The sequence below is a fragment of the Bradyrhizobium sp. RDI18 genome, from assembly GCF_043203335.1.
GTDB classification, from domain to species: Bacteria; Pseudomonadota; Alphaproteobacteria; order Rhizobiales; family Xanthobacteraceae; genus Bradyrhizobium; species Bradyrhizobium retamae.
In genome coordinates this window covers 1195150-1219291 of sequence record NZ_JBICRN010000006.1, presented here as the reverse complement: position 1 = coordinate 1219291, position 24142 = coordinate 1195150, and the positions used below count along the sequence as shown (strand labels likewise).

Here is a 24142-nt window from a genome sequence, read left to right as displayed (position 1 = left end):
TCAATTATTTCAAGCTTGAAATTTATGGGCGGAAGGTGCGCTTCCCGGTATAGACTGGTTGCCTGCGGGCATCGATCGGACATCGGCCCGGCCCACAAGATCGAATGGAAGCCGAACCGCGTGATTTTTCATCAGATTTCCGACTGGAACGACGCCTATGCGAATGGCCCGAACATTCCAGGCGGCGACCGCTGGCCGGCGGCGTGGGTGCAGCCCGCGCAGGCTTATCGCGACGCACTTCAAGGCAGCGGCCGCGCGACGCTCGACGTCGGCTATGGCGAGCGCCCACGAAACCGCTTCGATCTCTTTGGGCCGGAAGGCCGGCCAAAGGGCCTGGTCGTCTTCGTCCATGGCGGATTCTGGAAGGCGCTCGACAAGAGCTTTTGGTCGCATCTGGCGCGTGGATCGGTTGAAAGCGGCTATGCGGTGGCGATGCCCTCCTACACGCTGTGCCCGGCCGTGCGCATCTACGAGATCACGCGCGAAATTGCCGCCGCCGTCGAGCGCGCCGCCGCGATGGTTGAAGGTCCGCTTTTTCTGGCGGGCCATTCCGCCGGCGGGCATCTGGTGACACGCATGATCTCGGCGACGTCGCCGCTCGCGGAGGATGTCCGGGCGCGCATCAGCCACACCGTCTCCATTTCCGGCGTTCATGACCTTCGTCCGCTGATGAAGGCCGCCATGAACACGGACCTTCGGATCGACGAGGCCGAGGCGCTGGTGGAAAGCCCCGCATTGCTGGAGCCGATGCCGAATGCGCGCGTAACATGCTGGGTAGGCAGCGCTGAGCGCCCGGAATTCGTCCGCCAGAACGCGCTCCTCGCCAACATCTGGACCGGGCTAGGCGCGAAAACCTGCGTGATCGAAGAACCCGGCCGGCATCATTTCGATGTCATCGACGGGCTCGCCGATCCCCGTCACCAACTCACCCGGACCTTGTTGTCGCCGTAGCCTGCTGAATCTGTGAAATGAACGGCGGTCGCGGTGTGGCCTTGCTATCAGGTGGTTCTGACGTGTCGATCATGCTGCTTGAAATGTCTGTACAGCCTGACGCGCGCCCAGTGCGTAGAGTTTTGCGAGCGCCCCGGTGACGGCGCCGCGCATGCGAGGATCGTTACCGAGCGTGCCGAAGATGGAGCTGACTTCCAGCAGCGCGGGAGCAAGCCGCTCTGCGACAGGGCCGGTACGCTCGGCGATATCTGCCAACTCTCGCGCAAGGGGATCACGCACATCGATGGCGCGGCCTCGCTCGTCGGTGCCGGTGACGTAACGCATCCAGCCGGCCACCGCGAGCGCGTGGGTATCGATCGGCAGCCCCAGCCGCAGCCGGTCCTGCATGGTCGCGAGCAGCCGTTGCGGCAGTTTCTGCGAACCGTCCATCGCAATCTGCCAGGTGCGGTGATGCAGGGCGGGATTGGAGAAGCGCTGCAGCAGTGATGCGCTATAGGCCGCCATATCCGTGCCCGCAGGCATCGCCAGTGTCGGCGCGGCGTCTTGCATCACCTGTCGGGCAAACGCCACAAAGCGATGGTCGGTCATGGTTGCGGCGATGGTCTCAAAGCCTGCGAGATATCCGATATAGGCGAGCGCCGAGTGGCTGGCGTTGAGGAGCCGCAGCTTCATATGTTCGAACGGCGTTACATCCGAAACTAGTTGTACGCCCGCAGCCGCAAGTCCGGCCGTCCGGCCGGAAAGCGGTCTTCAACGATCCATTGCGTGAACGGTTCTGTGATAATGGGCCATGCGTCGATCATGCCGAGCGCTGAAGAAATCTCCGCCCGGTCGAGTTCCGTGGTCTCCGGCACGATCCGGTCCACCATGGTCGAAGGGAAGGCCACTTCGGCTTCAATCCATTTGGCGAGATTGCGCGATCGCAACGCGGCGAACTGCTTCACGATGCGCCCGACCGTTTGGCCGTTGCCGGAGAGATTGTCGCAGGAGAGAACGGTGAAGGGAGCTGCGCTTGCGATCCGCCTGCGCGCGAGCGCGGCCACCAGGTATCCGATGGCCGAACGCGGCGTGCCGGGATTTTGCAGGTCATGAACGATGTCGGGATGATGCTCGTCCAGATCGCCAGTCTGCGGCGTATGGCAATAGCCCTTCTCGGTGACCGTCAGCGAGACGATACGCGTGGCCGGGTTGGTCAGGCGCGCGATCAACTGGCCGGATTTCTCGGTGGCGACGTCGATCGCGAGAACCGAGCCGATGATGCGGTGATCGGTGCCCGCGCCGGAGCGAACGGCCAGCGCGTAAAGGCCGTCCTGCGGGGCGAGGGCATCGCGTGTCGCCGGGCTGCGCAAGCTGGCCCCGACGATTCCCCAATCCATAGCGCCGCCTGCCAGGAGGTCGTCGATCACCACCGCCTGGTGCGCCCGGTGGAACGCGCCAATTCCGAGGTGAACGATGCCTGGTGAGATCAGCGAGCGGTCATATGCCGGTTGCCGGATGTGGCCGGGAAGCCGAGGAAGGTTGGCGTTCGAAAGGCGGAAATTGCCGTCTTTCGGGCTGAAAACTGGGATTTTCGCCGTGTCGCTTGACATGGAAGGCTCGATCTATCAATCTTTGGTCAATTGGTAAGGCCAATGTGCCGATTTATTGGCCTTATCCCGACCAAGCAAGAAAAATCCGATTCACTTCGGGGATCGTCAGGGAGAGCCGAGCGTGCCGCTCGAAGCCGTGGAAGCGCGACGCCTTTATCGCCAGGTTGCCGATCAGCTTCGCGCCTTGATCGACAGCGGCGAATACCGCGTGGGCAGCCGGCTTCCGACCGAACGCGATCTTGCCGAACAGTTGAAGGTGTCGCGGCCGACGGTGCGCGAAGCGCTGATTGCTCTGGAAGTCGAGGGCAGGGTTCGGATTCTGCGTGGGTTCCGGGATTTATGTCAGTGAGCCGGCCGCGCTCGCACCGCCTTTGCCCTTGGCGGCCGAGATCGAAGGCCCGTTCGAACTCTTGCGCGCGCGCGAATTCCTCGAAGGCGCCATCGCCGAACAGGCGGCGCGGGTGGCGACGGCCGAAGATATCGCGCGCATAGATGCTTCGCTGGAGGCGATGGCCACTGTGCAGCATCCCGGCGAAGCCTCGATGATCCATGACCGCGCGTTTCACATCGCGGTGGCCGGATGCCTCGACAACGCCGTGCTGGTCCGCGTGGTCGGCGAGCTGTTCGACCAGCGGCTCAATCCCTACTTCGCCAAGCTCGCACACTATTTCGAAAATCCGGAATCCTGGAATGCGGCGCTGGCCGAGCACCGCGCGATCCGCGATGCCATCGCCGCGCACGATTCCGATGCCGCCCGCGTGACGATGCGCGAGCACCTGGCGCGTTCGCAGGCCCGCTTTGCGCAAAATTTCGGAGCCGAAGCTTCGTCCGCCTCGCGCATCCGCGCAAGCAGCGGCTGAACGACGAGAATTCGAACGGTTCGGCGAAACGCCGGGCCGGTTGGGTAACAAAAGCAAATTGTAACGACGGAGGAAATTCACGTGTTGAAAAAATTGACGATTGCATTCGCGGCGTCTGCTGCGGCGCTGCTGGCCGCAACCACATCGGGCATGGCACAGACCAAACTGAAATGGGCCCACGTTTACGAAACCTCGGAGCCGTTCCACAGCGCTTCCGTCTGGGCCGCGGGCGAGATCAACAAGCGTACCAACGGGCGCTACCAGATCGACGTCTATCCGGCTTCGCAGCTCGGCAAGGAAACCGACATCAACCAGGGGCTTTCGCTGGGCTCCGTCGACATCATCATTTCCGGCTCGAGCTTTGCGGCCAAGAGCTTTCCCCCGATCGGCGTGACCTACTATCCCTACACCTTCCGCGATGCCGATCATCTCCTGGCGTACACCAAGAGCGACGTCTTCAAGGAGCTTGCCAAGGGCTACGAGGACAAGAGCGGCCATCACATCGTGGCGGTGACCTACTACGGCGTGCGTCACACCTCTTCGAACAAGCCGATCAAGGCCTGCGCCGACATGAAGGGCCTCAAGATGCGTGTGCCTGACGTGCCGGCCTATCTCGCGATGCCGCGCGCCTGCGGCGCCAACACCGCGCCGATCGCCTTTGCCGAGGTCTATCTCGCCCTGCAGAACGGCACCGTGGAAGCCCAGGAAAATCCGCTCACCACGATCGAGGCCAAGAAGTTCTACGAGGTGCAGAAGCACATCGTGCTGACCGGCCACATTGTCGATCACCTCAACACCGTCGTCGCCGGCGCGCTCTGGAAGAAGCTCTCGGAAGAAGACCGCAAGATCTTCACCGACGTCGCCCAGGAAGCGGCGGCAAAGGCTACAGCCGAGATCAAGGCCAACGAGGCCAAGCTGGTCGACTTCTTCAAGCAGAAGGGGCTGACGGTCACCGAGGTCAACAAGGACGAGTTCCGCGACACCGTGATCAAGACCACGAAGTTCGAGACCTTCGACTACCGGAAGTCCGACTGGGATCGCATCCAGGCGGTGAAGTGACGACGAAGTCGTCATCCCGGGGCGACGCGTCGGCGTCGAACTATGGTGCGCAATTGCGCACCTGAGAATCTCGAGATTCCGGGTTCGGCTCTTCGAGCCGCCCCGGAATGACGTGAGCCAATCACGGGGAGTAAGCGCATGTCGACGGTTGAAGTGCACAAGCAGATCACGGCGGACGAGATCGCCCATACGTTTGAGGACGAGGTCCCCAAGGGCGCCGATCTCGGCCAATACGCCGCCGAGGACTGGCTGGCGCTCGCGATCTTCTGGATCATGGCGCTGTCCGTGTTTCTGCAGTTCTTCACCCGCTACGTGCTCAACGACAGTTACGCCTGGACCGAGGAGATCGCGACTTATTGCCTGATCGGCGTGGTCTTTATCGGCTCGGCGATGTGCGTGCGGCTGTCGCGGCACATCCAGGTCGATCTGCTGTTTCGCTATCTGCCGCATCTGCCGGCGCGCGCGCTCTCGACGGTCATCGACCTGATCCGGATCGCGTTCTTCGGCTATGCGATCAAGTTGGTCTGGCAGTTCATCCAGATCATCGGCGACGAGCGGATGACAACGATCAAGTTTCAAAAGGGATTTGTGTATTACGCCGTGCTGCTCGGCTTCGTGCTGATGTTCGCGCGCTCGATCCAGATCGCGGTCGAGAACTGGCGGCGCGGTTACTCCATCCTGGAGCGACCCGGCGCATTCGACGGAACGGAAGGCTGACGCGATGCTGCTGCTGCTTGGGGGATTTCTGCTGCTGATGCTGGTCGGCCTGCCGGTCGCGCTTTCAATGGCGGTATCGTCGCTGGTCTACATTCTCGTCACCGGAATCACGCCGGATGTCACGCTGGCGCAGCGCATGATTGCCGGTGTCGAAAGCTTTCCGCTGCTCGCGGTGCCGTTTTTCATTCTGGCCGGCAATCTCATGAACATCGCGGGCGTCACGGGGCGCATCTACAAATTCGCGGTCGCGCTGGTGGGCTGGATGCGCGGCGGCCTCGGCCACGTCAATATCGTCGGCTCCGTGATCTTTTCCGGTATGTCCGGCACCGCGATTGCGGACGCCGCAGGGCTCGGCACCATCGAGATCAAGGCGATGAAGGATCACGGCTACTCGACCGAGTTCGCGGTCGGCGTGACCGCGGCGTCCGCCACGCTAGGCCCGATCATCCCGCCGTCGCTGCCGTTCGTGATCTATGGCATGATGGCGAACGTCTCGATCGGCGCGCTGTTTCTGGGCGGCGTGATTCCAGGCGTGTTCATGACGTTGGCCATGATGGCGACCGTGGCCTATTTCGCCCACAAGAACGGCTGGGGCAGCGATACGCCGTTCTCCTGGCCGCAACTCGGCTCGGCCGCGATCGAAATCGTGATCGTGCTGGCGTTCCCGGTGGTCGTTTGGCTGCTGGTCGTCGCCGGGCTCTCGGTGAACATGGCGGTCGGAATCGGTCTCGTGGCGCTGCTGGCGCTCGACTGGTACTTCGATTTCTCCGCCGTGATGGCGCTGATGGCTCCTGTCATCCTGATCGGCGGCATGACGCTCGGCTGGTTTACGCCGACCGAAGCCGCAGTCGCCGCCGTGATCTGGTCGCTTTTCCTCGGGCTCGTGCGTTACCGCTCGATGACGCTGCAGACCGTCGCCAAGGCGACGTTCGACACCATCGAAACTACGGCATCCGTGCTGTTCATCGTGACCGCGGCGTCGATCTTTGCATGGCTCTTGACGGTGTCGCAGGCGGCGCAGACGCTGACCGATGCGATGCTCGGGATCACCCAGAACAAGTGGGTATTCCTGCTGCTGGCGAACATCCTGATCCTGTTGGTCGGCTGCTTCATCGACACCATCGCCGCGATCACCATCCTGGTGCCGATCCTGCTGCCGATCGTGCTCAAGCTCGGCATCGACCCCATTCATTTCGGCCTGATCATGACGCTGAACCTGATGATCGGTCTGTTGCACCCGCCGCTCGGCATGGTGCTGTTCGTGCTGGCCCGCGTGGCGAAATTGTCCGTCGAGCGCACCACCATGGCGATCCTGCCGTGGCTGGTGCCGCTCTTGTTGGCGCTCGTCGCCATCACCTACATCCCGGAGTTGACGCTCTGGCTGCCTAAATACATGGGACTCTCAAAATGACATCGATGGCTTTGGCTGCAACGCTGTTCGGCCCGGAAGATCTGCGCATGGTCGAGCGGCCGCTCGATCCGCTTCCCTCCGGCATGGTGCGCATTCGTTTCGGCGCCGGCGGCATTTGCGGCTCGGACATGCATTATTACCGTCATGCCCGCACCGGCGACTTTGTCGTGACCTCGCCGCTGGTGCTCGGTCATGAGATTGCGGGTGAGGTGGTCGAGATCGCAGGTTCTGCGCCGGGCGTAAAAGTCGGCGATCGCGTCGCCGTCAACCCGTCGCGCTGGTGCGGCCATTGCAAGCCGTGCCGCGAAGGCCGGCCCAATCTTTGCGAAAACATCTTCTTCATGGGATCTGCCTCGAAGACCCCGCACATGCAGGGCGGCTTTGCGTCTTACTTCGACGCCATCCCGGCGCAGTGCGTGAAGATTCCGGACCACGTGACCTATCAGGCGGCGGCGCTCGCCGAGCCGCTCGCAGTCTCGCCTGCACGCGGTCGCCCGCGCGGGGGACGTCACCGGCAAGCGCGCCGTGCTGTTTGGCGCCGGCCCGATCGGTCTCCTGACCATGCTGGCGGCGCAGCGCGCCGGGATCGCAGAGACGACCGTCGTCGATATCGCGGCGGCGCCGTTGGCGTTCGCCACGAGATTGGGGGCTAATCATGTCGTCGATATCTCCGGCGGCGAAGAGGCGCTGAAGGCGCAGGCTGCAGCGCAGCCGTTCGATGTAGCGTTCGAAGTCTCGGGCACCGCGGCGGGCTTGGCCAGCGCGATCGGAGCCGTCAGGCGCGGCGGTGTCGTGGTTCAGGTCGGCAACCTGCCGGGCGGACAGATTTCTGTGCCGGCGAACGCGGTGATGGCCAAGGAGATCGACCTTCGCGGCTCGTTCCGCTTCGGGACGGAATTCTTCACGGCGGTCGAACTGATCGCCGACGGCAGCGTGGACGTGCTCTCGCTGGTGACGGCGCAACGCCCGCTCGCGGTCGCGCCTGATGCGGTGCGGCTGGCGCTCGATCGTTCGCAAAGCGTCAAGGTCGTGCTGACCGCTTGATCGCCGTTCTCATTTCAGGAGCTTCCGCATGATGCTGCAGGGATGGCGGTGGTACGGACCTAACGATCCCGTATCGCTCGACGATATCCGTCAGGCCGGCGCGACCGATGTGGTAACGGCGCTGCATCAGGTGCCGATCGGCGAGGCCTGGACGCGCTCAGCCGTGGAGGAGCGGAAGAACCTGATCGAGAACTCCCAACCGGGCCGCTCGCCGCTGACCTGGTCAGTGGTGGAATCGATCCCGATTCCTGATGACGTGAAGCGGTTGGGGGGCAAGGCGACGCGCTCGATCGAGGCGTGGATCGCAAGCATGGAGGCGGTCGCCGCCGCCGGTATCAAGATCATCTGCTACAATTTCATGCCCGTCGTGGACTGGTGCCGCACCGATCTCGAATGGGAACTGCCGAACGGCGCCAAGGCGATGCGCTTCGACCAGGACCGGTTCGCGGCGTTCGACCTGCACATCCTTCAGCGGCCGGAAGCGCCTGCGGAATATTCCGAGGCGGCGCAGCGCCGCGCCAGGCAGATCTATGAAGCGATGACAGAGGCCGATATCGACGTCCTCATCACCAACATTGCCAGCGCGCTGCCGGGATCCACCACCGATCCCCTGACCATTCCGCAATTCCGCGACCGCCTGCAGCAATACCGGGGCATTGATTCCAAAGTGCTGCGTCAGCACTTAAGCGAATTTCTCGCGCGCGTCGCGCCGGTGGCGGAGCAACTCGGGGTAACGTTGACGCTGCATCCGGACGATCCGCCGCGCCCGCTGTTTGGCCTGCCGCGCATCGCGTCCAGCGTGGAAGATTATCAGGCGCTGTTCGACGCAGTCCCATCCAAGGCCAACGGCATCTGCTTCTGCACCGGCTCACTCGGCGTGAGCGCGGAGAACGATCTGCCCGCGATGGCCAAGCGCTTCGCGCCGCGGATCGGCTTTGCCCATCTGCGGGCGACCAAACGGGAATCAGACGGCTTGTCGTTCTTCGAGTCCGATCATCTCGATGGCGACGTCGACATGATCGCGGTGCTCAAGGCGTTGCTCGCCGAGAACCGCAACCGCTCGTCGAACAATCAAATCGTGTTCCGGCCGGACCATGGCCACCGTATGCTCGACGATCTCGCCGCGACCAAGCGCACCAATCCCGGCTACACCGCGATCGGCCGGCTGCGCGGGCTAGCCGAGTTGCGCGGTGCTATCCGCGCCATTGAACACACCGGGTAATTGCACTTCTGTCCGCTTCAGCCCCTGCTTCGCCGCCTCGAAGGCCGCCAATCGGGCGGCGAATTTGCCGTTCGCAAGGCCAGCGCGCGCGAGAATGGTGGGGGCGGGCAGCGTCTCGAAAAAATGACAGGCCACGCGATGGCCGGGTGCCGCCTCGCGCAGCTCCGGCTCCTCGGCCGAACAGCGCGCCTGCGCATGCGGGCAGCGGGTATGGAAGCGGCAGCCGGTCGGCGGCTTGAAAGGGCTTGGCACGTCGCCCTGCAGCATCACGCGTTTGGTGCGGAGCGCGGGATCGGGCTTTGGGATCGCCGCGAGCAGCGCCTGGGTATACGGATGCAACGGCCGATCGTAGAGCGACTTCTTGTCTGATATCTCGACCAGCTTGCCCAAATACATCACGGCGACGCGGTCGCTGATGTGCTTCACCACGGCAAGATCATGGGCGATGAACAGATAGGAAAGGCCAAAACGCTGCTGCAGATTCTGCAGAAGGTTGACGATCTGCGCCTGGATCGAGACGTCCAGCGCCGATACCGGCTCGTCACAGACGATTAAATCGGGATTGGCGGCGAGTGCGCGGGCGATGCCGATGCGCTGGCGTTGCCCGCCCGAGAACTGGTGCGGATAGCGCCTTGCATGTTCGGGCAGCAGGCCGACGATGTCCAGCAGCTCACGGCCGCGCGCCTCGCGCGATGCGTCATCGCCGATTTCGTGAACGCGCAGCGGCTCGGCCAGGATTTCGCCGACCGTCATGCGCGGATTGAGCGAGGCGTAGGGATCCTGGAAGATGATCTGCATATGCCGGCGCATCCGGCGCAGCGCATTTTTGTCGAGATCGGCGATTTCCTTGCCCTTGAAACGTACCGAGCCGGCGGTCGGGTCCATCAAACGCAGGATCAGCCGTCCGGTGGTCGACTTGCCGCAGCCGGATTCGCCGACCAGCGCGAGCGTCTCGCCGCGGGCGATCTCGAAGCTGACATCTTCGACGGCGCGCACGAGCCCAATGGTCTTGCGGCGGATCAGCCCGCGGGTGACCGCAAAATGCTTGACCAGGCCGTCGACCTGCAAAACGGGGGCGTCGCTCATGATGTCACCTCGACCGGGGCTTTCCAGCACGCGACCTGGTGACCGGGCGCGATGTCGCGCAGCGGTGGCGGATCAAGCCGGCAGCGCTGGTCTGCGAACGGGCAGCGCGGCGCAAAGCGGCAGCCCGCCGGCTGGTTGTTGGGGCTGGGCACCGTGCCCTCGATGGTGGCGAGCCGCTTGCGGTCGATATCGATGCGCGGAATCGAACCGAGCAGGCCGATGGTGTAAGGATGCTGCGGGTCGGCGAACAGGTCGTTCACATCGGCGCTCTCGACGATCTCGCCCCGCATACATCACCAGAACCTGGTCGGCGACCTCGGCGATGACGCCGAGATCGTGGGTGATGATCAGGATCGCCATGCCGAGCCGCCGCTGCAGGTCGCTCAACAGGTCAAGAATTTGCGCCTGGATGGTGACGTCGAGCGCCGTGGTCGGCTCGTCGGCGATCAGCAGCGCCGGCTCGCAGGAGAGCGCCATCGCGATCATGACGCGCTGCCGCATGCCGCCAGACATGTTGTGCGGAAAATCGTCGATGCGCTGCGCCGCTGACGGAATCCGCACCAGCTCGAGCATCTCGATGGCGCGCGCCCGCGCCGCGCGCGGCGACATCGCGGTGTGGGCAAGGATCGCCTCGACGATCTGCTGGCCCACGGTGTGGACCGGATTGAGCGAGGTCATCGGCTCCTGAAAGATCATCGACATCTTGCCACCGCGCAGCCTGCGCCGCTCGTCGGCCGTGAGCTTCAGCACGTCGCGATTGCCGAACAGCACCGCCTCGGCCTCGACCTTGCCCGGCGGGCTCGGCACCAGGCCCATCACCGAAAGCGAGGTCACGCTCTTGCCGCAGCCGGACTCGCCGACAAGGCCGATGGTGCGTCCGCGCGGAACGCTGAAGCTGATGCCGTCGACGGCGCGGAACAGCCCGCGGTCCGTCGCGAAGTGAGTTTTCAGGCCGCGAACCTCAAGGAGCGTGTCCATCAGAAGGAATAATCCAGTCCCTTATAGAAGGTGTTCTGGTAGAGCATGTGCGGCCTGACGCCCTTCATCTTCTTCGAGCTGGTGGTGTACATCGCGATGTTCATCACCGGCATCCACAGATGCTCGCCCATCACCTTCTCCTGCACCCGGGCGTAGTTGAGCGCACGCTCGGTATCGGTCAACGCGGCGCGGCCGGCGCGCAGCCACTCGTCGGTCTCTGCGTCCTTCCAGTTCATGCGATTTGGCGTCGGGATGTTCTTCGAGTTGAAATAGATGTTCATCAGCTCGCCCGCCGACAAATAGGGCACGGTGACGGTCCACAGCTCGTAGTCCTGCTTGCCCATCTCGGCAGGGGCGATCGTGGAGTCGAAGCCCACGATCTTCCAATCGACGCCGATCTTGCGCATGTAGCCTTGAATAGCTTCGGAGACCCGCGGGAAATAGGTGACCTGCGTGAACAGCACCCGCGGCGCGAGCTTCATGCCGTCCTTCTCGCGGATGCCGTCGGCGCCAACCTTCCAGCCGGCCTCGTCCAAGAGCTTCTTTGCCCGCTCCACATCTTCCTTGATGATGCCCTTGGTCTTGTCGGCGAAGTCCAGCGCCTTGGGGTCGACGAAGGTAAACGCCGGCTCGGCGTTGCCCAGCATGACACCCTTGACGATGTCGGCGCGGTTGATGGCGATATTCATCGCCTCGCGCACGCGTTTGTCCGAAACCATCGGGCGCGTGATCTTGTAGCCGTAATACATGAGCTGGAAGTTGGGCTTGGCTTCCTGAACGATCAGATTAGGCGCGGCCTTGACCTGCTCGATGAATTGCAGCGGCACCTGGTGGGAGAGGTCGAATTGACCACCCATGATGGCGGCGACCCGGCTGGCGTCCTCGGGCACGATCTTGATGCTGAGCTTTTCGAATTTGACCGGGCCCTTGTTCTGGTACATCGACGGGCCCCATTTGTAGGCGTCGTGGCGCTTTAGTACAATTTCCGTGCGCGGCTGCCAGCTCTCGAAGCACCACGGACCGGTGCCGTCGATTCCCTTGATGCCGTAGTCCTTGCCGAGCGTCTCCACGCTCTCCTGATTGTGGATTGCATTGGTGTACATGGTGAGCTGCAGCAACAGTTCGGAGTAGGGCTCGTTGAGCCCATATTCGACAGTATAGGGATCGGGCGCGCGCACTTCCTTGATGTCGCCGGCGCGCCAGGCGTAGGGCGCTTTGGTTTCCGGATCCTTCAGCCGCTTGAAGCTGTAGACGACATCGGCGGCGGTGAACTTCTTGCCGCTGCAGAACGTCACGTCGCCGCGCAGCTTGAAGACGTAGGTCTTGCCGTCCTCGCTGATCGTCCACGATTTCGCGAGGTAGGGGATCGCGGTCTTGCCGTCCCAGTCGAGCGCCACCAGTGTATCCTGGAACATGTTGACGATGTCAGACGTCGGCGACCAGGTGGTGCGCTGGCCGTCGTAATGCGGCGCGTCCAGCGACTTCATCACCCTCAAGGTCTGGGCCTCGACCGCTGAAGATATTGCGGCCGCTCCCAGCAGCGCCGCAACTCCCGTCAAAATGCTGCGCATCGTGTTCTCTCCCTCGTTATTTCTGGCGCGACACGTCCAAACCCTTGTAGAAGGTGTTCTGGTAGATCATGTGCGGCCTCGCGTCTGATATCTTCTTGCTGGCCACCTGATTCATGTTGATGTTGAGCACGGGCATCCAGAGGTGCTCACGCATCACCTTCTGCTGGACCTTCGCGTAGTATTTGGCGCGGTCGGCTTCCGTCAGCGCCGAGCGTCCCTGCTTCAGCCACTCATCGGTTTCGGCATCCTTCCAGTTCATCCTGTTGGGCGTCGGGATGTTCCTGGAATCGAAGTAGATGTTCATGAGATCGCCGGCAGACAGATACGGTACCGTCACCGACCAGATTTCGTAGTCCTGCTCGGCCATCTTGGCGGAGGCGATCGTGGAGTCCCAGGGCTGAAGTTGCCACTGCACGCCGATGCGGCGCAGATAGCCTTGGATAGCCTCGGCTACCCGCGGCGTGTTGCCGGCCTGGGTGTAATAGACCTTGGGCTGCAACTTGACGCCGTCCTTTTCGCGAACGCCGTCGCTGCCGATTTTCCAACCGGCTTCGTCGAGTAGGGCTTTTGCACGCTCGATATCCTCCTTCACGATCCCCTTGGTGGCGGAGTCGTGATCGAGCGCGTCGGAATCGACGATGGTGAAGGCTGGATCGGCGTTGCCAAGCAAGACGCCTTTGGCGATCTCGCCGCGGTTGATGGCGATGCTCATGGCTTCGCGCACGCGTTTATCTGATACCATCGGTCGGGTCGTCTTGAAGCCAAAATAGAGCAACTGAAAGTTCGGCTTGGCCTCGGTGACGGCCAGCATCGGCGCAGCCTTGGCCTGCGCGATGAACTGCGGCGGGAACTGATGGGTCATGTCGAACTGCCCGGCCATCATCGCCGCCACGCGGCTGGATTCCTCGGGCATGATCTTGACGCTGAGCTTCTCGAACTTCACCGGCCCCTTGTTCTTGTACATCGATGGGCCCCATCGGTAGGCATCGTGGCGCTTGAGCACGATCTCGGTGCGCGGCTGCCAGCTCTCGAAACACCATGGGCCGGTGCCGTCAGCGCCCTTGATGCCGTAATCCTTGCCCAGTGCGTCCACGCTCTCCTTGTTGTGGATGACGTTGGTGAACATGGTGAGCTGCAGCAGCAGTTCGGAGTAGGGCTCCTCGAGCTCGTATTCGACCGTGTAAGGATCCGGCGCACGCAACTCCTTGATGTTGCCGGCGCGCCAGGCATAGGGCGCCTTGATCGCGGGATCCTTGAGCCGCTTGAAGCTGTAGACGACGTCGTCGGCGGTGAATTTCTTGCCGCTGCAGAACGATACGTCGTCGCGCAGCTTGAACGTATACGTCCTGCCGTCCTCGCTGATCGTCCATGACTTGGCGAGATAGGGGATCGGCGTGCGGCCATCCCAGTCGAGCGCGACCAGCGTGTCCTGGAACATGTTGACGATATCGGACGTCGGCCCCCAGGTGGTGCGCTGCGCATCGTAGTGCGGCGCGTCGATCCCCTTCATGAGTTGGAGAGTCTGGGCCGCCGCCGAGCCCGTGACGCACAGTGCCAAGGACATTCCCAGTGCGAACCTGATCATGTCTGCAGCCTCGGATCGAGGACGTCGCGGAATGCGTCGCCCAGAAGGTTGGCGGCCAGCACGATCACGAAGATGGCACAGCTCGGGATCGTCGCGATATGCGGCGCCATGAACAGGAAGTCGCGGCCCTGCGCTGCCATCATGCCGAGCTCGGCGGTTGGCGGCTGCGCGCCCATGCCGAGGAAGCCGAGCGCGGCGCCGATCAGGATAATCTGGCCGAAGCGCAGCGTCAGGAACACGAAGATCGTTGATATGCAATTCAGCGTCAGATAGCGCCAGATCAATTCACCGTCGGAGACGCCGACGGCGCGGCCGGCCTCCATGAATTCCTGGCCCATCACGCCGATCGCCGCGCCGCGTGCAACGCGGGCGACATCGGGCACCGTGGCAACCACGAGCGCAATCACCACGGCGGTCAGCCCGGCGCCGAAGATCGCGGCCACCGCAAGCCCGATCAGGATCGCAGGGAAGGCGAGCATCACGTCGACCAGCCGCATGATCCAGCCGTCCAGCCGCCGGTAGTAGGCGGCAAGGATGCCGAGAACACCGCCGATGAAGCCGCCGACGATCACGCCGACCAGCCCGAGCATCAGCGTGTTGCGCGTGCCGTAAAGGACTCGGCTGAAAATGTCGCGCCCGGTATTGTCGGTGCCGAACCAGTGCGCGGCGTCGGGAGGCAGCATCACCTTGGTGAGGTCGGTGAAGTAGGGATCGTAGGGCGCGATCCAGGGCGCAAACAGCGCCGCCAGCACGATTGCCGTGAGTGCCAGCCCGGCGAGTGCAGCGACCCGGTCGCGCGCCAGCCGGCGCAACACCCCGGCGCGGGCGAATACGCCGGTTTCGCGCTCCTGAATAAAGCCTTGTTCGAGGGCCTCGACGCTCATCTGCGCTGCACCCTGGGATCGAGATAGACGTAGAGGACATCGACCAGGAGGTTGATCGTCAGGAAGGCGACGGCGAGGATCATGATCGCGCCCTGCGCGGTCGGAAAATCGCTGGAGACGATGGCGCCGACGGCAAGCCGGCCGACGCCGGGCCATGAGAACATGGTTTCCGTGACCACGGCGCCGCCGAGCAGGAACGCCGCTTGCAGCCCGATCAGGGTGACGACGGGGATCATGGCGTTGCGCAGCGCGTGATGAATGATCACCACCCGCTCACGCAATCCCTTGGCGCGCGCCGTGCGGACGAAATCGGCGCCGAGCACTTCGAGCACGGCGGTGCGCGTCAACCGCGCGATCGGGCCGATTAGCACCGCGCCGAGCGTCAGAGCGGGGAGGATCAGGCTCGGCAATCCGCCGTCCCATACCGGGCCGGTGCGCCCGGTGAAGGGCAACAGCGCCCATTTGAATCCAACGAACTGGATCAGGATCAGGCCGATGAAGAACACCGGCATCGACACGCCGGCGACCGAGCAGGCCATGATGATGCGATCGGTGAGGCGGCCGCGATGGACTGCCGCCAGCGTCCCGAGCGCGAGCCCGGCCGGCACTGCGATCAGCATCGCGCCGAGCATCAGCTCGATCGTCGGCCCGATCGTCATCGCCAGTTCTTCGCTCACCATTCGGTTGGAAATGATGGAGCGGCCGAGATCGCCGCGCAGCACACGCAGGATGTATTCGAAGAATTGAACGGGGATCGATCTGTCGAGACCGAGTTCCTGACGGATCGCGGCGATGGTCTCGGCCTTGGCATCGGGCCCGGCAATGATCATCGCGGGATCTGCCGGAACGACCTGCAACAGGCAAAAGCAGAGGAAGAGAACCCCGAGCAGAGCGGGGAACGAAATCAGCAGACGATGGACAATCTGTTGTCCCATGCGACGCCAACGGACGGGTTGGGCCAAAAGGAACTCATGCGCCCACGCCGACGCTATTGTCTCTCCCTTGGCAGCCGCACTTCGTCCGACGTGCGCGGCGTTTGATTATCGGGGAATAGTGACATGCGTCCGACGCGGCGTCACGCCCAATCTGACAATTCGTTTCGCGCTGCGTCCTTTGGCTTCGAACTGCAGCGACTTCTCGCGATGCGAAAAATCCGTGTCACGGGATTTCCGCGACGCGCTGGCCGTGCTCAGCATCGCGCTCATCTCGACGGTGAGCGAAATCAGTATGAATGCGTACGGTTGTGAATGAACCGGCAGTTACGCGCGCAAGGATTCGATTCACCCCGCGATTTATGGGGCGACGTTCCCGGCGTGCTTGCTGGACGCACGGACCGATGAACGTTCGAACTCGTGAGGGACATCCATCAGGTGCATCACCTCGATGCAATCGGCGTTCAGGCGGTCGTTGTCGACCAGCCGTCCCGCAAGCACCTTCGCCTGAGAGGGATCGTCGGACTGTACGTCGACCCAGCGCTGGAGGCACTTGAAGCTGTGACCGTCGGAATTCAACAGGTCCTTGTAGAAGGAGACGCGGTAATTGCTCATCTGGGCACTCCCCGTCGTTCCGGCATCTAGGCGCTAGCTTATACTCTCAGGCGCCGACGTCGGCCAGCCGCCTGCCAGCCCGCGAAGTCGATTTAATCTAACGCGCTGTTCGAGATGCCGGCCATGCAGCCTGTAGGTGTCTATTCTAGTCAAAAGCGACCGGAAGGATCGAGGTGACGACGGCGCTTGCGCCGAGTGCCGGTGAACTCCTGCCCGACGGCCGGCAGCTAGCCGGGGCTACGCAATGGCCTGCGTCAATCTCGGTCTCATCTATGCGAAAATCGCTTTGGGCTCCGTATTCGAGCCGGTGGCCGCCCGGTGCGTGTTCCATTATATGTAGTTCTCGAATCCACACTGGCTCGCCCGCAAATGCCCGACGGTACCGCTACCGCCCATCATTACCGCCCCAAGCTCGTCACGGTTCTGTCGGAAGGCTACGGTCTTGCCAGCTTCCGGAAGGATATGCTGGCGGCCCTGACGGTTGCGATCGTCGCGCTCCCGCTCTCGATGGCGATCGCCGTCGCCTCGGGCGTATCGCCCGAGCGGGGATTATACGCCGCCGTCATCGGCGGCTTTTTAGTGTCGGCGCTCGGCGGCAGCCGCTACCAGATCGGCGGTCCTGCCGGCGCGTTCATCGTCTTGGTATCGGCTACCGTGACGAGGTTCGGGCTGGAAGGGCTGCTGCTGACGGTTTTCATCTCCGGCTTCATGCTGACGCTGATCGGCCTTTTGCGGCTCGGCACGCTGATCCGTTATATCCCCCATGCGGTGACCATAGGCTTCACCTGCGGAATCGCGGTCACGATCTTTGCCAGCCAACTCCGGGATCTCGCCGGGCTGAAGCTTCCGGCTGCCGAGCCCGGGCCGCTGTTGCCAAAGCTTGCGATGCTCGGCCAGTCCTTGCCGACCATCTCGCCGGCCGCGGGCATGATCGGCATCGGCTCGGCAGCCCTGATCTTCTTGTTGCGGCGGCTTTCGCCGAACGTGCCCGGAATGCTGATCGCGGTCGTGCTGGCCGCAGTCGCCGCCTGGCTGTTCAATCTGCCGGTGGAGACGATCGGCAGCCGTTTCGGCCAGCTTCCGGATGGATTGCCGGGACCGCGTCTGCCGGCGATCTCGTATGCGACCGTGCTCGAGGTATTGCCGGCGGCGCTATCCTTCACGCTGCTCGGGGCGGTCGAAAGCCTGCTATCCGCAAAGGTCGCCGACGGCATGACGGGGCGCAAGCACCGCTACAACATGGAGGTCGTGGCGCAAGGCATCGCCAACGTCGCGTCCGCTCTGTTCGGCGGCATCAGCGTCACCGGCACGATCGCCCGCACCGCGACCAACATCCGTGCCGGGGCGTGCAGCCCGGTCTCCGGCATGACCCATGCGCTCTTCGTACTGGTGTTCATGGTGGCCGCAGCCCCGCTCGCAAGCTTTGTCCCGCTGTCGGCGCTGGCGGGCGTGCTGGTCATTGTCTGCTGGAATATGGCGGAGAAGGAGGAGTTCCTTCGCCTGCTTCGCAACTGGCGCAGCGCGGCGGTGCTGATCGCGACCTTCGGCCTGACGCTGATCGAAGACCTGACGGTTGGCATCGTCGCCGGCTGCGCCTTGGCCGCGGCGTTTGCGATCTACGATCGCCTCCGCGCCTAATCCTTTGCCGCCGGCTTGGTCGCGAACTGCGGAAACATCGCCGCGACGACGGGGCCGTCGGTGCGCCAGGAGTGGCAGCCGCCGATGAAGAACGGACGCTGGCCGGAGTTCTGCTGGTTCTCCAGCGTATCGCGGCCTTCCGGATTTCTGCCATAGGACATGGTCTGGTACAGCGTGGTCACGGCGGGGCCGAGCAGTTCGGCGAGATGCGTGCAGGTCTCGATCCGGCCGATCTTGCGTCGCACCGTCTCGCGCCAGCCCGGGCCTATCCGCTCGCCGACCAGGCGCTGCAAGATCGGCTCGACCTCGATGCAGGTCGGGTAGGGCGTGGCGCGCATCATCGCTTCCGCCTCGCGGATGGTCATGTCCTCGTCGATCGCCAGCCGCAGGCCGATATCGTGGACGGGATCGCCCGGCTTCAGTTCGCCGCGGAAACGATCGGCGCGCTGGACGAAGGGTTTGGTGTCGCGCAGCCACGCCTCGACTTCCCAGAGCCCGTCGTCCCGCAGAAAGCCTTCGCATTCGACCGATCGCCTATGCATCAGGCGGCGCGATGGCTTGCCGTTTTCCAGAGACATCCGTCCGTATCCTGCTTCGATGCGCCGCTTCAGCCGAATTTCACGATCATCTTGCCGAGCGCCGATCGCGACTGCATGGTCTTGAAGGCCTCGCGGAAATTTTCGAACGGCACGATCTTGCCGACCACGGGCTGCAATTTGCCCGAGGCCAGCCAGTCGAACAATTGCGCCATCAGGCGGGCGTGGGTCTCCGGCTCGCGCTTCTGGATCTGGGCGAGGTCGACGCCGAGCAGCGCGCCGCCCTTGAGCAGCGGCAGGTTGAACGCCAGCGCTGGAATGGTGCCGGAGGCGAATCCGACGACGAGGTGCCGCCCGCGCCAGGCGATCGAGCGGAACGCCTGCAGCGATACTTCGCCGCCGACGGGATCGAAAATGACATCGGGCCCATGCCCGCCGGTCAGCTCCTTCAGCGTCTCCCGCCAATCCGCCTGGGTGTAGTCGACGGTGTGATCGGCGCCGTGACGAACCGCGAAGTCGCGCTTTTCCGGCGTTGAGGCCGCGGCGATCACCCGCGCGCCCATCAGTCTGCCGATCTGGACGGCAGCGATGCCGACGCCGCCGGCGGCGCCCAGCACCAATAATATCTCGCCTTCGCGCAGCGCCGCGCGGGCATCCAGCGCGTAGAGCCCGGTCAGATAGTTGGCTTGAAACGACGCGCCAGCCTCGAACGGAACTTGCGGCGGCAGGTGCTTGAGAGCCGCAGACGGCACCGAGATATATTCTGCCAGCGCGCCGGAACGGGCCATGCCGATCACCGGCATGCCCGGCTTGAACGCGTCGATACTGCCAGCGACGGCATCGACCGTTCCGGCAAACTCCGTTCCCGGCACGAACGGCAGCGGGTCCTTGGTCTGGTAGAGACCCTGCACCTTCAGCCCGTCGACGAAGCCGACCGCCGCCGCGCCGACCCTGACGCGGACTTCGCCCGCGGCGAGGCCTGGCGTATCGATCTCCTTGATCGAGATACCGTCGATCGAATTATAGTTCTCGACAACGACCGCCTTCATGCAAATTCTTTCATGCGTTTTCTCTTCATGTCCCAAGAGCTTGCGCCGGTGTCTTGAGGTGGCTGCGGATACTTGAGGTGAACTCTATTCGGCTGCTTCGGCCTGCCGGTCGATCGCCAGCGCGCCTTGCTTGATGAGTGGAATCAAGTCGCGGCCGATCGCCATCGTGTCGTGCGGATTCTCGAAACCGCGCAGCAGGAAGGAATGAATGCCGAGTCTGTAATATTCCAGCACTGCTGCCGCGATCTGCTCGGGTGTTCCGACCAGGCATGACGTATTGCCGGGCGCGCCGGTGGCGCGGGCGATCCCCATCCATAGCCGTTCGTCGTGGACGTCGCCGCGCGCGGCGTAGCCGAGCAGGCGTTCGGCGGAATGATTGGTCGGCTGGGGCGCGGCACCGGTCTTGCGCTCGACATTCGCCAGCAGCGCGTTCGCCTTGTCCCATGCCGCGCCTTCGCTGTCCGCCATGATCGGCCGCAGCGACATGTTGAAGCCGACGCTGCGCCCAAGGGCGGCTGCTCGGCGGCGGAAATCCTGCACCCGTTCCCGCGTTTCCTTCAGCGGCTCGCCGAAAATCGCGAACACGTCGCAATGTTTGGCGCCCATCTCCAGCGCGCCCTCCGACGAGCCGCCGAAAAACAGCGGAGGGAAGGGCTGCTGGTAGGGCTTGATATCGGAGAAACCGCCCTCGACGCGGTAGAACTCGCCCCTGTGATCGATCGGGCTGTCGCTGGTCCAGAGTTTTTGCATCACCTCCAGATATTCGCCGGCGCGGCGATAGCGGTCATTCTTGGGCAGGAAGTCGCCTTCGCTCGCCTGGTCCGCGTCGCTGGTGCCGGCGATGATATGCAGCGCCATCCGGCCCTGCGTGAGCTGGTCGAAGGTTGCGACCTGCCGCGCGGCCAGCGCCGGCGCCACCGAACCCGGCCGGTGCGCGATCAGGAACTTGATCCGCTCGGTGTGATCGGCGGCATAGAGTGCAACCGCAAAACCTTCGGCGGCGGAGGCGTAATAGCCGACAAGGACGGAATCATAGTTCCACTGCTCGTGCAGCCGGGTGAAATCGACCACCCATTGCCGCGATATCTGTCCCTTGATCAGGTGAACCGCGACGCCCTCCTGCTGGGTGCCGATCATTCCGATGATTCTTGCGGGCATGGGCGTTTCCCCGGTCGCTGATGTTTGACCGGAATGAAACGCGCAAGGCCAAGGGAAAGCAAGGGTTTAGGATCGTTCCGTCACGCGTCGTGTTCACGGCTGGCATCCGCTGCCGCCATCGCTTCGCCATGCCGGCGTGACAGCGCCGAGGTAATGTTGCGCTCGGTCAGGTCCATCAGGCGATGCATAGCGCGCCGCGCGCCGTCGGGATTGCGCGCCCAGATCTCGTCGAGGATGGCGCGGTGATAGGGCAGGCTCTTGCGCGGCGCGCCCGGGTTCAGCGTCGACAGATCGAACGACATCCGTAGCGCCGCCTCGACGGTGGCGCCGAAGGCGACCAGAAAGTCGTTGCCGGTCGCCGTCAGGATGCCGCGATGGAAGCGCAGATCGGGCTCGGAATAGGCGCGGCTGTCCATTCCGGCGGCGTCCATCTCGCGATAGGCCCGTTCGATCCGGGCGAGGTCGGCGTCCGAGCCGCGTTCGGCGCAGATCGCGCAAGCCTCAGGTTCGACGATCCGGCGCACCTGAGTGAGCTGGCGGGCGAACTCCTCCGTCGGACGCAGCGCCCATGTCCATTCCAGAAGCTCTGCATCCAGCATGTTCCAGTTGATCCGCTCGCGGACATGGGTGCCGGCCTTCTGCCGCGCCGCAATCAAGCCCTTTGCCTTGAGGATGGACAGCGATTCCCGGATCGAGGTGCGGCTGACGCAAAATTGCGACGCGAGCTCGATCTCGCGCGGCAGCGTGCTTCCCTCCTGCCACGTGCCGGAGACGATGAGCTTGGCGATTTCCCGCGCGACGTGGGTGTTGGACTGACGGAGTTCGACGTCCCTGGGCAAATCGTGGATCCTCAAGCCTTGAAATAATATTGTCTGCTTTATTGCGATGCGATGTCAATTCATACCGTAAAAATAGTGTACGCGAGAGAACCCTCCTTTTGACAGCACATTTTATGTCGGTCATATTGTCCAAAAAGACCGTCAGGGAGGGTGCCATGACCAAGAAGAATTCGAGCCATAAATCCGCGGGCTTCAGCCGCCGAGCGCTGCTTCAGGCCGGCGCCGCTACCCTCGGCGCGGTCGCATTTCCGCTGCCAGCCATTGCACAAACAAAACCGTTTGCCGGCGTCACGCTGCGCGGCGCGTCCTTTCAGCACCGCTTTTTCACGCTGCTGCAGAACTACATTCCGGAGTTCGAAGCGCAGACCGGCATGAAGGTTGATCTGCAACTTTCGGCGTTCCCAGTCTACAACCAGCAGGCCAATCTCGAATTGTCATCAGGTGGCTCGGCGTTCGATTTCGTCAATGTCACCTTCATCCTTGCCGCGCGCTGGGTGGCGGCAGGGCTACTCGCCAATCTCGACGAGTTCACCGGCGATCCCAACCTGACGCCGGCGGAATGGAATCCGAAGGATTTCGTCGAGGGCGCGCAGGTGCCGTATCGCGACGTCAAGGGCGCCACCTACGGCTATTCCTGGGAAGGCGGGGCCATGGTGATGGGCCTGTCGCGCATGGACCTGATGGAGAAAAAAGGCCTCAAGATTCCCAGAACCTTTGCCGAATTGCAGCAGGTCTGCGCCGAGATCAACGGCGCCGAGAACGTCAACGGCATCGTCAGCTTCCAACTCCATCACTGGTGCCTGCCGCCATACATCCAGGGCTTTGGCGGCAACATCTTCCGCAAGCCGCCTGCCGACATCATGCCGACGCTGAACTCGCCGGAGGCGATCAAGGCCGTTGAATATTACGCGAACCTTCTGAAGAACTACGCGCCGAAGGGCGTGCTCACCTACACCGAGGATCAGGCGCGGCAATCCCACATGACGGGCCGCTCCAACATCTTCATTCATTCCAGCGCCTGGATTACGCCGATCCTGCTCTCGAACGACAGCAAGGTGAAAGACACCTCCCGCGTCGTCAGGATGCCCGCCGGGCCTGTGCACGACTACCCGGCCGCCAACAGCCAGGGCCTCGGCATTCCCAAGAACGCCAAGAACAAGAAAGCGGCGTGGGAATTCGTCAAATGGGCGCTCAGCCCCGAAATCTCGATGCGGCTGGTCAAGGAGCACGGCCATTCTTCGGTATGCCGCAGATCCGTGATCGAGAGTGAGGAATACCGCAGGCTGAACACGGTCAACGGCCAGGACCTCGGCGCGCTCTATCTCGAAGTGCTGGGGCTGCCGGCCAAGGGCGAGAACTACATGGCCTATCGCACGGTGAAGGAGTTCCCGATCGTTGGCGATGTCCTCAACAAGGCGTTCGAGCAGGTGGCGACCGGGCAGCTCGCAGCCCAGGCTGCGATGAACGCAGCGCAGGAGCAGGCGGTCGCCAATCTCCGCCGCGCCGGGACCGCACTTTGAGCGGAGAAGGACTGGTCGACGCCGAGCGCCGGCGCTTCAATCGCATCGCGCTGGCGCCGAGCCTGATCGTGTTGTTCGTGATCGCAGGCTTGCCTGCGATCTATCTTGTCGTGACCAGCCTGACGCCGTTCCAACTGGTCAATCCGGGATCGTCGACCGATTTCTCTTCGCCCTTGCGGAACTATCGCCTGCTCCCCGGCGATCCGCGCTTCGTCAATTCGCTATGGGTGCAGGCCAAGCTGTCGTTCTGGGGCGTGCTGTTGCAGGTCCTGCTCGGCATGCTGCTGGCGCTATTGCTGCACACGCAGTCGCGCGTCGTGGAATTCGCCCGCACCCTGTTCCTGATTCCGATGGTGCTGCCGCCGATCGTCGTGGCGATCATCTGGAAGCTGATTTACACGCCCGACATCAGCCCGCTCTATTACGCCGCAAGCCTGCTCAACGTGGCCATGCCGTCGCTGACTTCGAGCGTCGATTTTGCGCTGACCGCTATCATCATCGCCGACACCTGGGAATGGATGCCCTTCACCTTCCTGATGGTATTGGCCGCGCTGCAGACCATTCCGGAGGAATTTTCCGAAGCCGCCCTGGTCGACGGCGCCAACCGGCTGCAGATCTTCTTCTACATCACGCTGCCCTTCATCACGCCGATCCTGGTCATCTCGGGCATGTTTCGCCTGATCGATAGCGTCAAGGCATTTCCGCTGGTGTTCCTCCTGACCGGCGGCGGGCCGGGCAGCGTCACCGAGGTGACCAACTATTATGCCTATCTGCTCGCATTCGACTTCAACGAAATCGGCTATTCCAGTTCGGTCACGATCGTGATGCTGCTGCTCGTCGTCGCGGTCAGCCTCGGTGTGGTGTGGATGGGCCGCCGCCGCGAGGCCATGGCATGAGT

Annotated in this window: 17 protein-coding genes and 5 pseudogenes; 10 read left to right on the top strand and 12 right to left on the bottom strand. The window is 63.2% G+C overall.

Annotated elements, in window-relative coordinates:
* Positions 1-120 precede the first annotated feature (120 nt).
* The gene (locus ACFXS9_RS06850; protein WP_392686480.1) at positions 121-951 is read left to right on the top strand and encodes an alpha/beta hydrolase; all 831 of its coding nucleotides are present in this window, start codon (positions 121-123) and stop codon (positions 949-951) included.
* Between the two features lie 69 nt (positions 952-1020).
* Here the strand turns inward: ACFXS9_RS06850 and ACFXS9_RS06845 are convergent.
* A pseudogene (locus ACFXS9_RS06845) lies at positions 1021-2540 on the bottom strand (mannitol dehydrogenase family protein).
* Positions 2541-2661: 121 nt separating this feature from the next.
* On the opposite strand from ACFXS9_RS06845, the pseudogene ACFXS9_RS06840 reads away from it, so the two are divergent.
* The 6 genes and pseudogenes from ACFXS9_RS06840 (at position 2662) to uxuA (ending at position 8853) form a co-directional block, all read left to right on the top strand.
* Positions 2662-3400: pseudogene (locus tag ACFXS9_RS06840) on the top strand (FadR/GntR family transcriptional regulator).
* A gap of 150 nt (positions 3401-3550) precedes the next feature.
* A complete protein-coding gene (locus ACFXS9_RS06835; protein ID WP_392687317.1) occupies positions 3551-4459 on the top strand; it encodes a sialic acid TRAP transporter substrate-binding protein SiaP in 909 nt (302 codons plus the stop codon).
* A 138-nt stretch (positions 4460-4597) separates the two neighbouring features.
* Positions 4598-5176 (top strand): TRAP transporter small permease, encoded by a 579-nt coding sequence (locus ACFXS9_RS06830; protein ID WP_065748849.1) that lies wholly within the window; start codon positions 4598-4600, stop codon positions 5174-5176.
* A 4-nt stretch (positions 5177-5180) separates the two neighbouring features.
* Positions 5181-6587 carry a TRAP transporter large permease gene (locus ACFXS9_RS06825; RefSeq protein ID WP_392686478.1) on the top strand — a complete coding sequence of 469 codons (1407 nt, stop codon included), beginning with the start codon at positions 5181-5183 and terminating at the stop codon, positions 6585-6587.
* A pseudogene (locus ACFXS9_RS06820) lies at positions 6584-7631 on the top strand (L-idonate 5-dehydrogenase). The gene ACFXS9_RS06825 and the pseudogene ACFXS9_RS06820 overlap by 4 nt, the downstream one beginning before the upstream one ends.
* Positions 7632-7659: 28 nt before the next feature.
* Complete coding sequence (gene uxuA / locus ACFXS9_RS06815) at positions 7660-8853, top strand: mannonate dehydratase (protein WP_392686475.1); 1194 nt, start codon at positions 7660-7662, stop codon at positions 8851-8853.
* Here uxuA and ACFXS9_RS06810 read toward each other — a convergent pair.
* From ACFXS9_RS06810 to ACFXS9_RS06780, 7 genes and pseudogenes are all read right to left on the bottom strand, one after another.
* The gene (locus tag ACFXS9_RS06810) at positions 8806-9939 is read right to left on the bottom strand and encodes an ABC transporter ATP-binding protein (protein ID WP_392686472.1); all 1134 of its coding nucleotides are present in this window, start codon (positions 9937-9939) and stop codon (positions 8806-8808) included. The genes uxuA and ACFXS9_RS06810 overlap by 48 nt on opposite strands.
* Positions 9936-10917: pseudogene (locus ACFXS9_RS06805) on the bottom strand (ABC transporter ATP-binding protein). The gene ACFXS9_RS06810 and the pseudogene ACFXS9_RS06805 overlap by 4 nt, the downstream one beginning before the upstream one ends.
* The gene (locus ACFXS9_RS06800; protein ID WP_392686469.1) at positions 10917-12488 is read right to left on the bottom strand and encodes an ABC transporter substrate-binding protein; all 1572 of its coding nucleotides are present in this window, start codon (positions 12486-12488) and stop codon (positions 10917-10919) included. Before ACFXS9_RS06800 ends, ACFXS9_RS06805 begins: the two are co-directional and overlap by 1 nt.
* 16 nt (positions 12489-12504) lie before the next feature.
* On the bottom strand, positions 12505-14073 hold the full coding sequence (locus ACFXS9_RS06795; RefSeq protein ID WP_392686467.1) for an ABC transporter substrate-binding protein: 1569 nt from the start codon (positions 14071-14073) through the stop codon (positions 12505-12507).
* Complete coding sequence (locus ACFXS9_RS06790; RefSeq protein WP_392686464.1) at positions 14070-14957, bottom strand: ABC transporter permease; 888 nt, start codon at positions 14955-14957, stop codon at positions 14070-14072. Before ACFXS9_RS06790 ends, ACFXS9_RS06795 begins: the two co-directional genes overlap by 4 nt.
* Positions 14954-15892 (bottom strand): ABC transporter permease, encoded by a 939-nt coding sequence (locus ACFXS9_RS06785; protein ID WP_065748841.1) that lies wholly within the window; start codon positions 15890-15892, stop codon positions 14954-14956. Before ACFXS9_RS06785 ends, ACFXS9_RS06790 begins: the two co-directional genes overlap by 4 nt.
* Before the next feature lie 357 nt (positions 15893-16249).
* Complete coding sequence (locus ACFXS9_RS06780; protein WP_392686461.1) at positions 16250-16504, bottom strand: hypothetical protein; 255 nt, start codon at positions 16502-16504, stop codon at positions 16250-16252.
* A gap of 369 nt (positions 16505-16873) precedes the next feature.
* On the opposite strand from ACFXS9_RS06780, the pseudogene ACFXS9_RS06775 reads away from it, so the two are divergent.
* Positions 16874-18121 (top strand): annotated as a pseudogene (locus tag ACFXS9_RS06775) (SulP family inorganic anion transporter); the annotation flags it as partial.
* A 17-nt stretch (positions 18122-18138) separates the two neighbouring features.
* On the opposite strand, the gene ACFXS9_RS06770 reads toward ACFXS9_RS06775, so the two are convergent.
* The 4 genes from ACFXS9_RS06770 to ACFXS9_RS06755 all read right to left on the bottom strand — a co-directional run bounded on the left by ACFXS9_RS06770 (position 18139) and on the right by ACFXS9_RS06755 (position 21724).
* The gene (locus ACFXS9_RS06770) at positions 18139-18720 is read right to left on the bottom strand and encodes a DUF2889 domain-containing protein (protein ID WP_392686458.1); all 582 of its coding nucleotides are present in this window, start codon (positions 18718-18720) and stop codon (positions 18139-18141) included.
* A gap of 29 nt (positions 18721-18749) precedes the next feature.
* Positions 18750-19727, bottom strand: coding sequence for an NADPH:quinone oxidoreductase family protein (locus tag ACFXS9_RS06765; RefSeq protein ID WP_392686455.1), 978 nt, complete (start codon positions 19725-19727; stop codon positions 18750-18752).
* 84 nt (positions 19728-19811) lie between these two features.
* On the bottom strand, positions 19812-20885 hold the full coding sequence (locus ACFXS9_RS06760; RefSeq protein ID WP_392686452.1) for an LLM class flavin-dependent oxidoreductase: 1074 nt from the start codon (positions 20883-20885) through the stop codon (positions 19812-19814).
* An 80-nt stretch (positions 20886-20965) separates the two neighbouring features.
* Positions 20966-21724, bottom strand: coding sequence for a FadR/GntR family transcriptional regulator (locus ACFXS9_RS06755; protein ID WP_392686449.1), 759 nt, complete (start codon positions 21722-21724; stop codon positions 20966-20968).
* Positions 21725-21879: 155 nt separating this feature from the next.
* Between ACFXS9_RS06755 and ACFXS9_RS06750 the strand changes: the two genes are divergently transcribed.
* Positions 21880-23244: an ABC transporter substrate-binding protein gene (locus ACFXS9_RS06750; protein WP_392686446.1), complete on the top strand. Its 1365-nt coding sequence runs from the start codon at positions 21880-21882 to the stop codon at positions 23242-23244.
* Positions 23241-24140 carry a carbohydrate ABC transporter permease gene (locus ACFXS9_RS06745; protein WP_392686443.1) on the top strand — a complete coding sequence of 300 codons (900 nt, stop codon included), beginning with the start codon at positions 23241-23243 and terminating at the stop codon, positions 24138-24140. The genes ACFXS9_RS06750 and ACFXS9_RS06745 overlap by 4 nt, the downstream gene beginning before the upstream one ends.
* The last annotated feature ends 2 nt before the right edge of the window (positions 24141-24142 follow it).

What these genes read in the sequence shown, in the direction of transcription:
- ACFXS9_RS06835 (WP_392687317.1), top strand. Translation starts at nt 3,551, where the DNA reads ATGGCACAGACCAAACTGAAATGGGCCCACGTTTACGAAACCTCGGAG.
- ACFXS9_RS06830 (WP_065748849.1), top strand. Translation starts at nt 4,598, where the DNA reads ATGTCGACGGTTGAAGTGCACAAGCAGATCACGGCGGACGAGATCGCC.
- ACFXS9_RS06825 (WP_392686478.1), top strand. Translation starts at nt 5,181, where the DNA reads ATGCTGCTGCTGCTTGGGGGATTTCTGCTGCTGATGCTGGTCGGCCTG.
- uxuA (WP_392686475.1), top strand. Translation starts at nt 7,660, where the DNA reads ATGATGCTGCAGGGATGGCGGTGGTACGGACCTAACGATCCCGTATCG.
- ACFXS9_RS06810 (WP_392686472.1), bottom strand. Translation starts at nt 9,939, where the DNA reads ATGAGCGACGCCCCCGTTTTGCAGGTCGACGGCCTGGTCAAGCATTTT.
- ACFXS9_RS06800 (WP_392686469.1), bottom strand. Translation starts at nt 12,488, where the DNA reads ATGCGCAGCATTTTGACGGGAGTTGCGGCGCTGCTGGGAGCGGCCGCA.
- ACFXS9_RS06795 (WP_392686467.1), bottom strand. Translation starts at nt 14,073, where the DNA reads ATGATCAGGTTCGCACTGGGAATGTCCTTGGCACTGTGCGTCACGGGC.
- ACFXS9_RS06790 (WP_392686464.1), bottom strand. Translation starts at nt 14,957, where the DNA reads ATGAGCGTCGAGGCCCTCGAACAAGGCTTTATTCAGGAGCGCGAAACC.
- ACFXS9_RS06785 (WP_065748841.1), bottom strand. Translation starts at nt 15,892, where the DNA reads ATGGGACAACAGATTGTCCATCGTCTGCTGATTTCGTTCCCCGCTCTG.
- ACFXS9_RS06780 (WP_392686461.1), bottom strand. Translation starts at nt 16,504, where the DNA reads ATGAGCAATTACCGCGTCTCCTTCTACAAGGACCTGTTGAATTCCGAC.
- ACFXS9_RS06770 (WP_392686458.1), bottom strand. Translation starts at nt 18,720, where the DNA reads ATGTCTCTGGAAAACGGCAAGCCATCGCGCCGCCTGATGCATAGGCGA.
- ACFXS9_RS06765 (WP_392686455.1), bottom strand. Translation starts at nt 19,727, where the DNA reads ATGAAGGCGGTCGTTGTCGAGAACTATAATTCGATCGACGGTATCTCG.
- ACFXS9_RS06760 (WP_392686452.1), bottom strand. Translation starts at nt 20,885, where the DNA reads ATGCCCGCAAGAATCATCGGAATGATCGGCACCCAGCAGGAGGGCGTC.
- ACFXS9_RS06750 (WP_392686446.1), top strand. Translation starts at nt 21,880, where the DNA reads ATGACCAAGAAGAATTCGAGCCATAAATCCGCGGGCTTCAGCCGCCGA.